Below are 14686 nucleotides of genomic sequence, written 5' to 3'. Positions count from 1 at the left end.
CCGTCAGCCTATGTCGCAAGCGGTCTCGAAGGGCGGCGCCTCGCCCGGGGATCACTCCCAGACGCTGGGCGCCTCGGCACGCGTCGACGGCAGAGCGGTCGCCGCAGCCCACTCGGTCATCCACGGCTCGAGCTCGGGCAGATCGTCGCGCCGGCCGAGCACCGCGAACAGTTCATCGAGCGGCACGATGCCGCCCGTGCGACGCAGGAACCGCGAACGCACCAGCATCTCGGCGTAGACCTCGCCGCGGACGACCGCACGATGCACCATGTACACCGACTTGTCGTCGTGTCCGTGCAGGCGCGTCTCGATCGTGAAGCGCTGCCAGAGGTTCAGCGACTTCCGGAAAGTGATCGTGCTGCTCGCGACGACGCCGTACCAGCCCTTCTCCTGGAAGGTGTCCCAGATGCCGTTGCGCACCAGCAGGTCGAACCGGCCGAGGTCGAACAGCGAGGCGTACCGCCCGTTGTTCATGTGCCCGAGCAGATCGATGTCGGTGGGCAGCGTCCGGAGCTTCACCCGGCCGACCGCCATGAGCGGCCGCGGGCCGTTCCTGCGCAGCTGTCGCTTCGCTCGCCAGATCGTCAGCAGGGTCCGGAGCCACACGTTCACGAGGGCCGACGCTATCGGATGCCCCATGCCTCTGCCCGCATCCGTTGTGCGCCTTCCACAAAGCGTCGGCCCCCGTGGCGGTCAGGCGCGCGCGGTGTCGAGCACGATCACCGCCCACGACAGCGCGGGCAGGGTCGCCCGCAGCGTGCCCTCGTCGAGTCCGACGCCGCGCAGGGGCACGAGGCCGACGGCATCCTGGTCGTGCTCGGTGTTGGCCGACCGCCGGTCGCCGCCCTCGGGCACCGTCAGCACCTCGGCCGAGACGACGCCCGACGCGCCCAGCCCGCGCAGCTCGAGCGACACCTCGGTCTCGGACTCGAGCGAGCGATTGGCGACGAACAGGGCGACGCGGCCGGTCGCCTCGTCCCACGTCGCGGCCGCGTCGACGACATCCACGTCGCCGAACTTCGCCGTCGGCGTCTGATCGGAGTCGATCGCGAGCCGCAGCACGCGCCCCTGCGCCAGCTGCGACATGCGGGCGAACGGCCAGAAGATCGACTGCCGCCAGGCCGGCCCGCCCTCCTCCGAGCGGATGGGTGCGATCACGTTGACCAGCTGCGCCTGGTTGGCGATGCGCACGCGGTCGCCGTGGCGCAGCAGGCTGTGCAGGAAGGTCCCGACCACGACGGCGTCGGTGACGTTGTAGGTGTCCTCGATGAGGCGCGGGTGGGCGCGCCACTCCTTCGACGCCGAGACGATGTGCGGCTGGTCCTCGGTGTCGAGGCCCCGCTGGTACCAGACGTTCCACTCGTCGAACGAGATGTCGACCTGCTTGCGATGCTTGCCCGCAGCCTTGACCGCGTCGATCGTCGAGACGACGCCGTCGATGAAGGCGTCCATGTCGACGGCCTCGGCGAGGAAGGATGCCGCGTCCCCGCCGTCCTCCTGGTAGTAGGCGTGCATCGAGATGTAGTCGACCTCGTCGTACGCGTGCGTGAGGACCGTGTGCTCCCACGAGCCGAAGGTCGGCATCTGCCGGTTCGACGATCCCACCGCCACGAGCTCGATGTCGGGGTCGACCAGGCGCATCGCCTTCGCCGTCTCCTGAGCGAGGCGGCCGTACTCGTGCGCGGTCTTGTGGCCGATCTGCCACGGGCCGTCGAGCTCGTTGCCGAGGCACCAGAGGCGGATGTCGAAGGGCGCTGCGGCCCCGTTGCGGCGACGCAGGTCCGACCAGTACGTACCGCCGGCGTGGTTCGCGTACTCGACGAGCGCGCGGGCCTCGTCGACACCGCGCGTGCCGAGGTTGACCGCCTCCATGACCTCGACCTCGGCCTCGCGCGCCCAGTCGACGAACTCGTGGAGCCCGAACGCGTTGGTCTCGACCGTGTGCCAGGCGCCATCGAGCCGGTGCGGACGGTCGGCGACCGGCCCGACGCCGTCCTCCCAGTTGTAGCCCGAGACGAAGTTGCCGCCGGGGTAGCGGATCACGGTGGCGCCCAGCTCCTTCACGAGCGAGAGGACGTCGCGACGGAAGCCGCGTTCGTCGGCCTGCGGGTGACCCGGCTCGTAGATGCCGGTGTAGACGCAGCGGCCCATGTGCTCGACGAACGAGCCGAAGAGGCGGCGCGGCACGTCGGCCACAGTGAAGTCGCGATCGAGGACGATGCGGGCGCGGGGCATGATGCTCCTGTTCTTTCGGGGTGAGGGGATGCGGACGACGCGTGCCGGGCGGCGCCGGTCACTGACCGCCGAAGCCGGTCGTGGCGACGCCGCGGACGATCTGCTTCTGGAACACCAGGAAGACGATGATCAGCGGCACCGAGGCGAGGACGGCCTGGGCCATGACCTGCGCGTACTGCACGCCGTAGGCGCTGATCACGGTCTGGAGTCCCACCGGCAGGGTCATGAGGGTCGTGTCGTTGATGATGAGGAACGGCCAGAGGAAGTTGTTCCACGCGCCGATGAACACGAAGATCGCGACGGCGCCGAGGATGGGCCGCGACAGCGGCAGCACGATCGACCAGAACACCCGGAACCGTCCGGCGCCGTCGACCCGCGCGGCATCCTCGAGCTCGATGGGCACCTGGTCGAAGAACTTCTTGAGGATGAACACCATCGCCGGCGCGACGACCTGCGGCAGGATCAGGCCCCACGGGGTGTCGACGAGGTTGAAGGCGAGCATCTCGTAGAAGAGCGGGATGATCAGCACCTGCGGCGGGATGACGATCGAGGCGATGACCGCGCCGTAGAGGAACTTCTTGCCGCGGAACTCGAGCCGTGAGAACGCGTACGCGGCCACGGCCGAGATCGCGACGGTGAGCAGGGTGATCACGGCGGAGGTCCAGAGGCTGTTGCCGGCCCAGACCCACACGTTGCCCTGCGAGAGGATCGAGGTGAAGGCCTCCGTCGTGGGCCCGCTCTCGCCGATCCAGCCGCCGGCGCCGGAGGCGGCATCCGTCTCGGTCTTGAAGGCGGTCGCGACCGCCCAGAGGAACGGCAGCAGCCACCCGATCGCCAGGAGGGCGAGGGCGACGAACGCGACGATGTTGAGCGCGCTGAACCGGCGCTGACCGGGTTTGCGGCTCCGCGGATCGGGGCCGACCCCGGGCGCGACGACGGCGCGCGTGGCCGTGGAGCTGGCGGTGGCGGCGCTCATGAGTGCTCCTTCCGGCGACGGGTCGCGAGGGCCTGAATGACGCCGATCAGCACGATCACGGCGAAGAAGACGTACGAGATCGCCGCCGAGTAGCCGAAGCGGTACCCGACGAACCCGGACTCGTAGATGTACTGGACGATGGAGCGGGTCGTCTCGCTCGCGATGCCGCCGAGCATCTGATACGCCTGATCGAACAACTTGAGCGAGGCCAGCACCTGCAGGATGACGATGAGCACGGTGACCTGGCCGAGCTGCGGGATCGTGATCGAGAAGAGCTTGCGCCACTCCCCCGCGCCGTCGATCGACGCGGCTTCGTACTGGGTCTCGGGGATGTTCTGCAACGCCGCGAGGTAGAGCAGAAAGTTGAACCCGATCGTCCACCACACCGTCGCGACGACGATCGCGAGCATGTTGGTGTCGGGATTCTGCAGCCAGGCGATCGGCTCGAGCCCGAACGCCTCGAGGATGCCGTTGGCCGCGCCGATCTGCGGGTTGAAGATCCACACCCAGATCTGCGAGATCACGGTCGAGGCGAGCAGATACGGCATGAAGAACGACAGGCGCCACAGCCACTGTCCGGGCAGGCCGCGCTGCACGAGCAGCGCCATGACGAGAGCGAGGACGACCAGGGGCACGGTCGAGAGCACCGTGAACCAGGCCGTGTTGCCGAGCGAGCGCCACATGACGGGGTCGCCGAGGGCCTCGACGTAGTTCGCGATGCCGATGAACGAGCCGCCGGCACCCGTCAACGACTGGTCGGTGAAGCTGAGGTAGAGCCCGTGCAGCAGCGGCCACACGAGGAAGAGGAGGAAGGCGGCGAGAAACGGCGCGAGGAACGTCCAGGCGATGCGCTGCTCGCCGCGGTCGCCGACGTGGCGGTGCGGCCCTGTGCGGTCGCCGGTGACGATCGTGCGCGTCGCCGCGGTGTCGGCGAGGCCGGCGCGGCCGGATCCGGTGTCGAGGGTCATGCGCGGGCTCCTTCCGGTGCGGCCGGGTTCGGCGTCTGCAGGCGCTGGTCCACGCCCGCGCGGAAGCGGGCGACCGCTGCCGCCGGATCGGCGCCCTGGAGCAGGACGTTCTGCACGGCGGCGCCGAAGTCGGCCTGGAACCGCGATCCCGAGCCGGTGAACCAGGCCGGCGGGTCGTAGCGGACGAGCTCGGCGGCCTCGGCGTAGTGCGCCTGCGGCAGCAGGTCGGCGTAGGCGGCGGACTGCGTCACGGGGAGATACGCGGGGATGTGGCCGGCGCCGGCCCAGTCGAAAGACCCCTTCAGGATGTCGGCGACGAAGCGGTAGACAAGATCGCGGGTCTCCTCGTCGGGCGCGCTCTGATGGGGCAGCGTGAACGAGTGCGAGTCGGCGTAGACCGACGGGGTGCCGAACACGGCCGGGATGACCGCGGCGTCGATCGGCAGGTTCTGCTGCTGCATCGAGCGCAGCTCCCAGACACCGGTGAGGAAGAGTCCGCTGCGCCCGGTGGCGAACTCGGCGATCGCGCTCTGATAATCGGCGCTGCGCGAGGCGATCTCGTCGTCGAGCAGCTGCTGCATGAAGCTGAGCGCCGCGACCGCGGCATCCTCGTCGATCTCGGCCTTGCCGCCCGCGGGAAGCTCGATCTCGAGCCCGTGCTGCGTGTAGAGCGTGTAGAAGAGGCGCCACATCTGCGCACCGTCGCCGAGGTAGCCGAATGACAGCCCGTGCGATTCCGACACCGCGGCCACCGCGCGTCCGAGCTCGAGGAAGTCTTCGGGCGAGGCGATCGGCAGCAGCTTGCCGTCGCTGTCGAGCACGCCCGCCTCGGCGCAGATGTCGGTGTTGTACATGAGGATGAACGGATGCGCGTCGAGCGCGACGCTGTAGAGGTCGTCGCCGATGAACCCCTTGCGCCAGATCGCGTCGGTGAAGGTGCTCGCGTCGACGCCGAGGTCGGCCAGACGCCCCGTGTCCCATGTGTCGAGCAGCCCGCCCGGCGCGTACCCGACGACGCGCGAGGCGTGCATGACCGAGACGTCCGGCGCCCGGCCACCGGCGGCCGCCATCGCGAGCTTCGTGTAATACGGCTCGCCCCACGCGAGCACCGTCGGACGGACGCGGTAGTCGGACTGCGCGGCGTTGACGCCGTCGATGAGCCCGGACATCGTCACGCCGTCGGCGCCGGAGAGCAGGTGCCAGAACTGGAGGGTGCGGGCGCCCGTGGCGCCGGGGAGACCGGCGCACGAGGCGAGGAAGGCGGTTCCGGCGAGGGCTGCGGCTCCCGTGAGGAATCGCCGTCTGCTGAGTTCTATGGGTGGGGCCATCGGTCACTCCTTTGTGACGGCACGACATCGTGACAACCAGGGACCCTCATACTTTTACATCGATGTAATCAATGCGCAAGGAAAATCCGGATGTCATCGATGCCGACGGTCAGCGGCCGGGCGATACGCCTCGCGGCACCGCGTCCGTGCTCGCTCGAGCGACCACCCGGTGCTCGATCGCCACCGCTCGCACCGGAACGTCGCGCGCCGCGATGCGCTCCTCGAGGAGCGCGATCGTCGCACGCGCGAACTCGTTCCGGTCGAAGGAGACGGTCGTCAGCTGCGGTGTCGTGAAGCGCGACTGCTCGATGTCGTCGAAGCCGCACACGAGCACGTCCTCCGGCACCCGGATGCCCGCACGCGCCAGTTCGTGCAGCGCGCCGACGGCGATCGAGTCGGTGAAGCAGAGGAGGGCGTCGACCTCGACCCCGCGATCGAGCAGTGTCCGCACGCCCAGCGCGCCCGCCTCCATGTTCCAGGGCAGCAGGTTGACCTCCCGGCGGCGGTCGTGCTCGAACCCGGCCGCGGCGAGCCCGTCGCGCACGCCCGCGAGGCGCAGGCGACTGGTCGCCGTGGCGAGCTCGGGCTGATCGTCGCCGCCGATCGCGGCGATCCGCCGCGCCCCGCGCGCCACGAGGTGAGCCACGGCATCGCGCGCGCCACCCCGGCTGTCGACGAGCACCCGGTCGGTGACGTGCTGCTCGACCTCGCCGATCAGCACGACAGGCGGCAGCCGTTCGTCGCGATCGACGACGCTGTCCTCGATGCGGATCGGGTTGAGCACGACACCGTCGACGAGATGCTGACGCGCCCGCGAGACGAGGTCGCGCTCACGCTCCGGCTCGAGCGCGGTCTCCTCGATCTGGACCGCGTAGCCGCGCTGGTGAGCCGCGTCGACGAGGTGATGCAGCATCTCGGCGGAGAACGCCGTCGCAAGGTCGGGGAGGGCGATGGCGATCACACCGGAGCGGCCGTTCCGCAGTCCCCGGGCGCTGAGGTTTGGCACGAAGTCGAGCTCGCGCATCGCCGACTCCACGCGCTGCTGCGTCTCGGGACGTACCGCGGCGGTGCCCGTCAGCACGTTGGAGACCGTCTTCGCCGATACCCCGGCGAGCGCCGCCACATCCTTCATCGTGGCTCGGCCGGCTCTCTCCTTCGGCATGAGCACAGACTAGGCCCCGCGCGCAGGCCCTCCCGCCCGTGTTGCGCCGGCCAGCGCTGCGATGGGCGCCTCGAAGAAGGCGAGCTCGTGGCGCATCGATCGCGCGAACGCGACGCTCATCCGCGCGCGCTCTGCCGACGACGCATCTTCCGCCGCCCGGTCGACGATCTCGATCGCGGCGCGGGTCGATGCGGCGAAAGCGGGGTCGGCGTAGGTCGAGAGCCAGTCCCGATACGGATGGTGCGCGTGCGACGCCGCCGCGAATCGCTCGCCCACATCGGAGTAGAGCCAGAAGCACGGCAGGAGGGCGGCGACCAGCTCACCGTACGAGCCGCGAGCGGATGCGGCGTGGAGGTGATCGGTGTAGGCGAGCGTCGCGGCGGCGGGGTCCGCGGCGTCCGCGCCGACCCGCGAGCGGTGGAGCTCGGATTCGACCGCGATCGCCGAGGCGGCGGCCTCCGCCCAGAACACCTGTTCCTCGCCTCGCGGGGCGAGCGCGCTGGCTCGGGCGAGGACACGGGCGTACTCCGAGAGGTACAGCGCGTCCTGCTGGAGGTACCAGGCGAAGACCGGCTCATCGAGCTCTCCCGTGCGCAGCCCCTCGACGAAGGCGCAGGAGTCGACGGCGGCGCGGAGCGGAGCGGCGCCGGCCCAGGCGCGCTCCGTCCACGACACGGGCGACGGGAGGTGCGGGCGCAGCTCGTGCAGGTGATCGACAGGGCCGTTTCCTCGCCCGACGCCGAGCGAGGCGCCCGCCGCGATCGCACCGGCCAACCATTCGGTCGCACGCGCGAGGGCACCGGTCCAGCCGATGCCGCTCGCGCCGAGCGTCGCCATCGCCGACGACAGGGAGCACCCGGTGCCGTGGGTGTTGGTCGAGGCGATGCGGCGGCGCGCGACCTCTGCCGCGACCCCGTCCGGCGTCACGATCGCGTCGGGGCAGTCGTCGCCGTCGAGATGCCCGCCTTTGACGAGCACCGCCGCACCCGATGTGCGCGCGAACCGCTGCGCCTGGGCGAGGGCGTCGCGCCAGGTGCGTGCGAGCGGCTCCTCCGCGAGCACTGCCAGCTCGGGGAGGTTCGGCGTCACGAGGGCGACGCGCCCGCAGAGGGCGCGGATCGCGGCCTCTGCGGCGGGATCGAGCAGGCGATCGCCGCTTGTGGCCACCATGACGGGGTCCAGCACGACGAGGTCATGGCCTCGCCGAGCCAGCCAGTCGTCGACGACCGCGACGAGCGGCTCGGAGTGCAGCATCCCGATCTTGATCGCATCGATCTCGACGTCATCGCCGACCGCGTCGAGCTGCGTACGCAAGAACTCCGGCGGAGGCACGTGCACGGCCCGCACACCGCGGGTGTTCTGCGCCACGAGGGCCGCGACGACGGCCATGCCGTAGCCGCCCATCGCCGCGATCGACTTGAGGTCGGCTTGAATGCCCGCGCCGCCCGACGGGTCGGTGCCCGCGATGCTCAGCACCCGCGGTACGCGCGGCGCCCGTGCCCCGGCGGTCACCGGACCGCTCCGTCCGCGGTGTCGGATCCGCGCCCGCTCGCTGCGACGGCGAAGGCGCGCGCGGCCGCGGCGGGGTCCGCAGCACCGCTGATCGCCGAGACGACGGCGACCCCGGCCGCCCCCGCTCGGCGGAGGGCGGCGACGTCATCGGGACCCACACCCCCGATCGCGACGCACGCGAGCGGCGTCGCTGCGGCCCGTTCCGCGAATCCCTCGATGCCCAGCGCGGGCGGGTGATCGGGCTTCGTGATCGTCGGCCGGATCACGCCGACCCCGAGATAGTCGAGGGTGCCGTCCGGCATCGCGTGGGCGGCCTGCAGATGCGCCGCCGTGTTCGCCGTCCACCCGATGACGGCGTCCGGCCCGAGGACTCGCCGCGCAGTCGTGGGCGGGATGTCGTTCTGACCGAGATGCACGCCGTCCACGCGGGCCCCCGCATCGATGGCGGCGAGGGCGACGTCGACCCGGTCGTCGATGAGCAGCGGAACCCGCCCCGCGATCACATCCGACAGCATCCGGGCGCGGCGGATCAGCTCGGCCGCGCTCACTCTCTTGTCGCGCAGCTGCACCACCGTCACGCCCCCGTCGACGGCGGCGTCGACGATCGACAGCAGCGCGTCGGCGTTCAGCCGGTCATCGGTGACGAGGTGCAGGGCGAGGTCGACCCGGCGGGTCACCGGACGCCCTCCGCCGCCATCGCGCGGGTCGCGACGCGTGCGGCATCGAGGTCGCCGGGAGCGAGCGTCGCGAGCGCGTCGAGGAAGGCGACGGCGAACGAGCCGGGACCGGACGACACGGATGCCGCAGCCTCGGCGGCCTGCTTGTGCACGAGCGACGCTGCGACGGCTGCCGAGAAGGGCTCGACGACGCCGAGGAAGGCCGCCATCGTCGCGCCCAGCGAGCAGCCTCCGCCGGTCACCCGGGTCAGCAGCGGGTCTCCCCCGGGAACCCGCGCGACCCGTTCTCCGTCGGTGACGAGGTCCGTCGCGCCCGACACCGCGACGACCGCGCCGGACCGGCGGGCCAGGGCCGCCGCGGCCGCGTGCACCGAGTCCGGGTCGTCGATGCTGTCGACGCCGCGGCCGCCCGCGCCGGTTCCGGCGACCGCCGCGATCTCCGAGGCGTTGCCGCGGATGATCGCGGGGCGAGCAGCGACGAGCTCCGCGGCGAGGGCCGTGCGGATCGGCAGCATCCCGACCGCGACGGGGTCGAGCACCCAGCGCCGCGTCGCCGCCACGATCTCGCGGGCGCTGGCCTGCTGCTGCGGATTCGGGGTGCCGAGGTTGATCAGGACACCGTCGGCGACGTCGGCGAAGATGCCCGCCTCACCCTCGATGTCGACCATCGCCGGGCTCGCCCCGAGCGCGAGCAGCGCGTTCGCGGTGAACCCGGTGACGACGGCGTTGGTCACGCAGTGGGTGAGCGGAGCGGCATCCCGCAGCGCTCGGAGCGCCGCTTCCGGTCCTCGGACGGTGGGCACGACATCGCGCATTTCGACATCCCTTCGCCAGCATTGCACTGGAGCAGGTTCGACGGGTCTAATCTCAGCTCGCGGTCGCGGGCACCCCGTGTCGGGACACGACCATAGCAGGCCGGTTTGCACGCTCTGGGCCGCTGTGCTTTTCTCCCGGCCGCCGAAGCGCGTAGGTTGCGAGTGAGCGCGCTTCACGGGCCGGCGCGCGAGGGGGTGGGGCCGTGCTGACAGCGGGATGCGCGCTGGTCTTCGCGTGCCTCATGACGATCATCGGCCTCGTCGTGCTGTTCACGCTGCGCCCGAGCTGGCGTCGGCGCGGCGCGCTCCTGCGCTTCGGGATCGTCGGCGCGCTCTCGGCCACCGCGTCCAGCCTGCTGTACCTCGTCCACACCCAGACCGGCGATCCGGCATCGCTCGTCATCAGCGACATCGCCATGGTCCTCGGCCCGGGACTGGTCTTCGCCGGGCTCGGCTCGCTCAGCGGCGGCGTCCTCACCCGCGGCGGCATCGCCGTCTCGCTCGCCGCTGTCGTCGGCGTCGTCTCCGCGGCGATCGGACTGCCCGTCTCGCTCGCGGTGAAGGTCCTGGTCATGGCGGTCATCTGCGGGTTGACCAGCGTCGCCGCGAGGCACCCCGCCATCGCAGCGCGACGGGGGTCGTGGCTCCTCGCAGCGACCATGGCGGTCTACGCGCTCTTCTCCGTGTGCCGCGCCGGCGTGGGGCTCACGCTCGGATGGGATTCAGCGCTCTACCGCCTCGGGTTCTCGGTCGTGCCGACGACCATCGCGGGGGCCGTGCTCGTCCTCCTGAGCGGCGCTGCCCTCCTGATGATCCTGTCGGACCGCAGCGCCGCGCTGGCCGCGCTGGCCGGGCAACGCTCGCGCGGGGCCCCGGACGACGACCGGGGGCCGGCGTGGACGGTTACGCTGGGTTCGTACGAGATCGTCCGAACCGCCCTCGGGGCCGCGCGCGCCGATCGGATGAGGGAGGACCTGATCGCCGCGGCGCGGACTCTCGATCCCGGCGCCGTCGTCGAACCCACGGGGGCCGGTGCACGGCTGCGCAGCCCCAGCGAGCAGAGGGTCATCGAACGAGCGCTGCGGGCTCGACTGGTTGCGGCGGGCTGGAGCCCGGGCGAGGTCGGCCTGGTCTCGGTTGAGGTCGCCGTGGTGGACGGTGTCGGCGCATGACGGCGGGCGGCGCAACCCCGACTCGCCGATTTCACGCCGTCGCCGGCCGCGCGTAGAGTCTGGCCATGGAAGCCGAACTGCAGACCGACATCGTCGTCCGTCCGGTGCGGGATGTCGACGCCGAAGCCCTCGGGCGGGTGCACGCCACCTGCTGGCACGAGACCTACGACCACCTCATCAGCACCGCCGCTCTTCAGAGCGTCTCGCCGCGACGACTCGCCGAGCTGTGGACCCACTGGGCCGCGCAGGGCGAGGACTTCCGGATGTACGCCGCACTCGTCCGAGGTGAGATCGTCGGTTTCGTCGGGTCGGGCCCGGCGCGCGATCGCGACGCCCCCCGGATGCGCGAGCTGTACTTCATCTACCTGCTCGACGCCTGGCACGGCACCGGCATCGGTCAGCGGCTCTTCGACGCGGCCGTCGAGAAGGACGAGGGCGTCTACCTGTGGGTCGCGGAGGACAACCCCCGCGCGCACCGCTTCTACGAGCGAAATGGCTTCACGCTCGACGGGCAGACCCACACCGAGCCGTTCCTCGGCGAAACGCTGACCGAGGTCCGCTTCGTCCGCTGACCCGGCGCGAGTCGGGTGACGGCGGCGGTCGTTCCTCCCCCGCCGGTGTTTTTAGCGAGTTGCTCACATTCGTACTTCTGTTCGACTTCGATGTCGTACCCCACTGTCATCATGGGAACATGACAGCGAACAGCGCGGGTGGCGAGGTGGGAGGCGAAACGCCCACGCCGTCGCAAGCGCTCGCTTTCTCGCGGTACGCGGAGGCGCTCGACCTCTCTCACGCCGCTGACATCGCTCGCACCCGGGCGCTGGCCGACCTGGGCCACGCCGCGCTGCACGACGCTCGCCGTGATGGGGTGCGGGGCGTGGCGTCGGACATGGAGCTGCGGTCGGTCGCGGCCGAAGCAGCGGGCATGGCGCGGTTGACGGACCGGCGGCTGCAGGGCGAGATCGACCACGCGATGACCGTCATCGATGACTACCCCGCGGTGTTCGAGGCGTGGGTCCAGCGGCGGATCGAACGCGGCCACGTCGATGTGGTCGTGCGGGTCGGCGCGGGGGTGCCGGCTGAGGTGCGGGATTCGTTCGCGGAAGCGGCGATCTCGGTGTGTGAGCGGGATGTGCCCTCGCGGGTGCGGGGTGCGCTGGACGCGCTGGCGGCCCGGCTTCACCCGCAGACCTTCACCGACCGGCACAAGACCGCGGCGGCGGAGCGGTGCGTACGGGTGTTCCACGGGACAGACGGGATGTCGAACCTCGTCGCGAACCTTCCGACGGTCATCGCCGCCGGGATGCTCGACCGACTGACGCAGATGGGACAGTCGGTGAAGGACGCCAGGGCGGAGAGTGATTCCGGCGACACGCGGACGATGGATCAGCTGCGCGCGGACATCCTGGGTGACCTCGTTCTCGGCGGGGCGCCCGTGGTCGACCCGACCTACGGGACCGACCGGGCCGGTGGGCTCGGCGCGATTCGGGCACGCGTTCAGGTCGCGGTCACCGCCGAGACGTTGATGGGCAAGGATGAGAGCCCCGCCGAAGCCGTCGGGGCCGGGCTCGTCGATGCCGACACCGTCCGGCAGCTCGCCGGGCAGGTATCGGAGTGGGACCGGCTCTTCATCGACCCCGTCACCCGCACCCCGGTCGAGATCGACACCTACCGACCCACCGCGTCGATGAAGAAACTCCTGATGGCCCGCGACCAGCACTGCCGGTTCCCCGGATGCCGACGAGCCGCGATCCGCTGCGAACTGGATCACACCATCGACCATGCCCTGGGTGGGCACACCCACATCTTCAACCTCGCCCACCTCTGCCAACGACACCACTCGATGAAGCAGTTCACGAAGTGGGAGGTTCGGCAGGTCGGTGGTGGGGTCCTCGAATGGACCTCACCCCTCGGCCGGGTGTACCGCGAAGACGTTCCCGTACCGGCGGTCTGCTTCACCATCGACACCACGGACCCGCCACCGGATGCGACACCCGGCGGACCACCGCCGGACGAACCGCCACCCTTCTGACACCGCCTGATCGCGCGGGCGTGATCTCCGACCGGCCGACGACGGTCAACGGGTGATGGTCGTGCCGAACAAACGCGCGATCGGTACGAGGACAGCGGGGCGAGCGGCGACGCACGCCCCGACGATGACGGCGAGCGACAGGACGAACAGCCAGAAGCCGGTCCAGTTGTCGGCGTAGGCCGTCGGGTCCGCCGAGCCTTGTGCGGCGTACATGTGGTTGAGGTTGCGGAGCGCTCCCGTAGCCAGGACGAGAGCGACATGGGTCACGATGAAGACGACGAAGAAGAGCATCACCAGCACGTGCAGGCGTCGTGCCCACTCGAGCGGGTACAGGCGGTTGATCCGCCCGTCGCCCCGCGGCCAGACCGTGCTGAGCCGCGCGCCGGTGACGACCGCGAGCGGTGCCGCGACGAACACGGTCGTGGCGTACGCGAGCTGCTGCAGGCTGTTGTAATTCACCCAGCCGTTCTCCGTCGGCCAGTCGAGCGACACGTACTGCAACGCCGCCGAGGCAGCATTCGGCAGCACGTCCCAGCTCGTCGGCACGATCCGCATCCACTGTCCGGTCGCGAAGAGCAGGATGACGAACACGATGCCGTTGCCGATCCAGATGACGTCGAGCGCCTGATGGAACCAGATCGTGAGGCTCGTCCGGCGCTTCGGCCTGCCCCGCGGTGACCAGAACACCCTCGGACGCTTCTCCCTCCGCGCCTGCAGACCCGTGCGAATGATCAGCACCATCAGGAAGGCGTTGAAGAAGTGCTGCCAGGCGAGCCACGGCGGAATCCCGACCGGCGCCCCCGCCGGCAGCGGGTATGCGCCCGGGTACCGCTCGACGAACCCACGCATCGCATCGAGGCTCAGCGCCCAGCGGGCGAACGCGACGGCACCCGCCGCCGCGAGCACCAGTGCGACGCCGACGGCCACGATCACCGTCACCCGTCGGCGTGCGGCGGCCACGCGTTCGACCAACACCGCGGCAGGTCAGCGGTGGCGGAACTCGGGGGCGCGCTTCTCGGCGAAGGCGGCCATGCCTTCCTTCTGGTCCTCGAGCGCGAACAACGACGCGAAGAGCGTGCGCTCGAGGCGCAGCCCTTCCGCGGCACTCGTCTCCTGCGAGGCGCGCAGCGCCTGCTTCGCCGCATAGGCGACCGGCAGCGATCGCGACGCGATCCGATCGGCGACGGCACCGGCTTCGTCGAGCAGCTGCGCCGCCGGAACCACACGAGTCACGAGCCCGGCGCGCTCCGCCTCCTCCGCCGGCATCCGCCGTCCGGTCAGCACGAGCTCCGCGGCCTTGTAGTAGCCGACCGCGCGCGTCAGCCGCTGCGTCCCGCCGATGCCCGGAATGACGCCGAGGTCGATCTCGGGCTGCCCGAACACCGCGGTGTCGGCGGCCAGCACGACGTCGCACATCATCGCCAGCTCGCACCCGCCACCGAGCGCGAACCCGGCAACCGCGGCGACGACGGGGGTACGCACCCGCGCGAAGTCCGCCAACGCCGCGAAAGGGTTCTCCATCGACATGTCGCGGGCACTCTTGCCCGCCATCTCTTTGATGTCCGCGCCGGCCGCGAACGCCCGCTCCGAGCCGGTCACGACGATCGCGCCGATCGTCTCGTCGCGGTCGAACGCCATGGCCGCGTCGGCGAGCTCGGCGACGAGCGTCGAGTTCAGGGCGTTCAACGCCTCCGGTCGGTTCAGTGTCAGCCAGCCGACGCGCCCTCGCGTCTCGCTGACGATGGTCGTGTAGTCGCTCATCCCCTCATCGTGCCACGCGCCTCTCCGCGCGTCTCCGATCGGTTGCCG

At 70.8% G+C, this 14686-nt stretch carries 14 protein-coding genes and 1 riboswitch; of the genes, 3 read left to right on the top strand and 11 right to left on the bottom strand.

Going from position 1 to position 14686, the window contains the following annotated elements:
- Window positions 1-51 precede the first annotated feature (51 nt).
- The 9 genes from O1W71_RS06875 to thiM all read right to left on the bottom strand — a co-directional run bounded on the left by O1W71_RS06875 (window position 52) and on the right by thiM (window position 9661).
- Window positions 52-612, bottom strand: coding sequence for an acyl-CoA thioesterase (locus O1W71_RS06875; RefSeq protein WP_112616269.1), 561 nt, complete (start codon window positions 610-612; stop codon window positions 52-54).
- An 81-nt stretch (window positions 613-693) separates the two neighbouring features.
- The gene (arfA, locus tag O1W71_RS06870; protein WP_114589100.1) at window positions 694-2235 is read right to left on the bottom strand and encodes an arabinosylfuranosidase ArfA; all 1542 of its coding nucleotides are present in this window, start codon (window positions 2233-2235) and stop codon (window positions 694-696) included.
- 58 nt (window positions 2236-2293) lie between these two features.
- On the bottom strand, window positions 2294-3211 hold the full coding sequence (locus O1W71_RS06865) for a carbohydrate ABC transporter permease (protein WP_112616265.1): 918 nt from the start codon (window positions 3209-3211) through the stop codon (window positions 2294-2296).
- Window positions 3208-4179 carry a carbohydrate ABC transporter permease gene (locus O1W71_RS06860; RefSeq protein ID WP_269267118.1) on the bottom strand — a complete coding sequence of 324 codons (972 nt, stop codon included), beginning with the start codon at window positions 4177-4179 and terminating at the stop codon, window positions 3208-3210. Before O1W71_RS06860 ends, O1W71_RS06865 begins: the two co-directional genes overlap by 4 nt.
- The gene (locus O1W71_RS06855; RefSeq protein ID WP_269267117.1) at window positions 4176-5507 is read right to left on the bottom strand and encodes an extracellular solute-binding protein; all 1332 of its coding nucleotides are present in this window, start codon (window positions 5505-5507) and stop codon (window positions 4176-4178) included. The genes O1W71_RS06860 and O1W71_RS06855 overlap by 4 nt, the downstream gene beginning before the upstream one ends.
- A gap of 109 nt (window positions 5508-5616) precedes the next feature.
- Entirely contained in the window at window positions 5617-6669 is a 1053-nt protein-coding gene (locus O1W71_RS06850) for a LacI family DNA-binding transcriptional regulator (RefSeq protein WP_269267116.1), read from the bottom strand.
- A 9-nt stretch (window positions 6670-6678) separates the two neighbouring features.
- A complete protein-coding gene (gene thiD, locus O1W71_RS06845) occupies window positions 6679-8181 on the bottom strand; it encodes a bifunctional hydroxymethylpyrimidine kinase/phosphomethylpyrimidine kinase (RefSeq protein ID WP_269267115.1) in 1503 nt (500 codons plus the stop codon).
- Window positions 8178-8858, bottom strand: a complete 681-nt coding sequence (gene thiE / locus O1W71_RS06840; RefSeq protein ID WP_269267114.1) for a thiamine phosphate synthase — start codon at window positions 8856-8858, stop codon at window positions 8178-8180. Before thiE ends, thiD begins: the two co-directional genes overlap by 4 nt.
- Window positions 8855-9661 (bottom strand): hydroxyethylthiazole kinase, encoded by an 807-nt coding sequence (gene thiM, locus O1W71_RS06835; protein WP_442923965.1) that lies wholly within the window; start codon window positions 9659-9661, stop codon window positions 8855-8857. Before thiM ends, thiE begins: the two co-directional genes overlap by 4 nt.
- 2 nt (window positions 9662-9663) lie before the next feature.
- Window positions 9664-9760: riboswitch (TPP riboswitch) on the bottom strand.
- Between the two features lie 116 nt (window positions 9761-9876).
- On the opposite strand from thiM, the gene O1W71_RS06830 reads away from it, so the two are divergent.
- From O1W71_RS06830 to O1W71_RS06820, 3 genes are all read left to right on the top strand, one after another.
- Window positions 9877-10845: a hypothetical protein gene (locus O1W71_RS06830; RefSeq protein ID WP_269267112.1), complete on the top strand. Its 969-nt coding sequence runs from the start codon at window positions 9877-9879 to the stop codon at window positions 10843-10845.
- 65 nt (window positions 10846-10910) lie between these two features.
- A complete protein-coding gene (locus O1W71_RS06825) occupies window positions 10911-11417 on the top strand; it encodes a GNAT family N-acetyltransferase (protein WP_112616251.1) in 507 nt (168 codons plus the stop codon).
- A gap of 119 nt (window positions 11418-11536) precedes the next feature.
- Window positions 11537-12877, top strand: coding sequence for an HNH endonuclease signature motif containing protein (locus tag O1W71_RS06820; RefSeq protein ID WP_269267110.1), 1341 nt, complete (start codon window positions 11537-11539; stop codon window positions 12875-12877).
- 45 nt (window positions 12878-12922) lie between these two features.
- Here the strand turns inward: O1W71_RS06820 and O1W71_RS06815 are convergent, their stop codons facing one another.
- Together O1W71_RS06815 and O1W71_RS06810 are read right to left on the bottom strand one after the other, a co-directional pair.
- Window positions 12923-13852, bottom strand: coding sequence for a cytochrome b/b6 domain-containing protein (locus O1W71_RS06815; RefSeq protein ID WP_269267109.1), 930 nt, complete (start codon window positions 13850-13852; stop codon window positions 12923-12925).
- A 9-nt stretch (window positions 13853-13861) separates the two neighbouring features.
- Window positions 13862-14638 (bottom strand): enoyl-CoA hydratase-related protein, encoded by a 777-nt coding sequence (locus O1W71_RS06810; RefSeq protein WP_269267108.1) that lies wholly within the window; start codon window positions 14636-14638, stop codon window positions 13862-13864.
- Window positions 14639-14686: the final 48 nt, after the last annotated feature.

The sequence above is a fragment of the Microbacterium sp. H37-C3 genome (assembly GCF_027157935.1).
Classification (GTDB): domain Bacteria; phylum Actinomycetota; class Actinomycetes; order Actinomycetales; family Microbacteriaceae; genus Microbacterium; species Microbacterium plantarum.
This window is presented reverse-complemented; position numbering and strand designations above follow the sequence as displayed.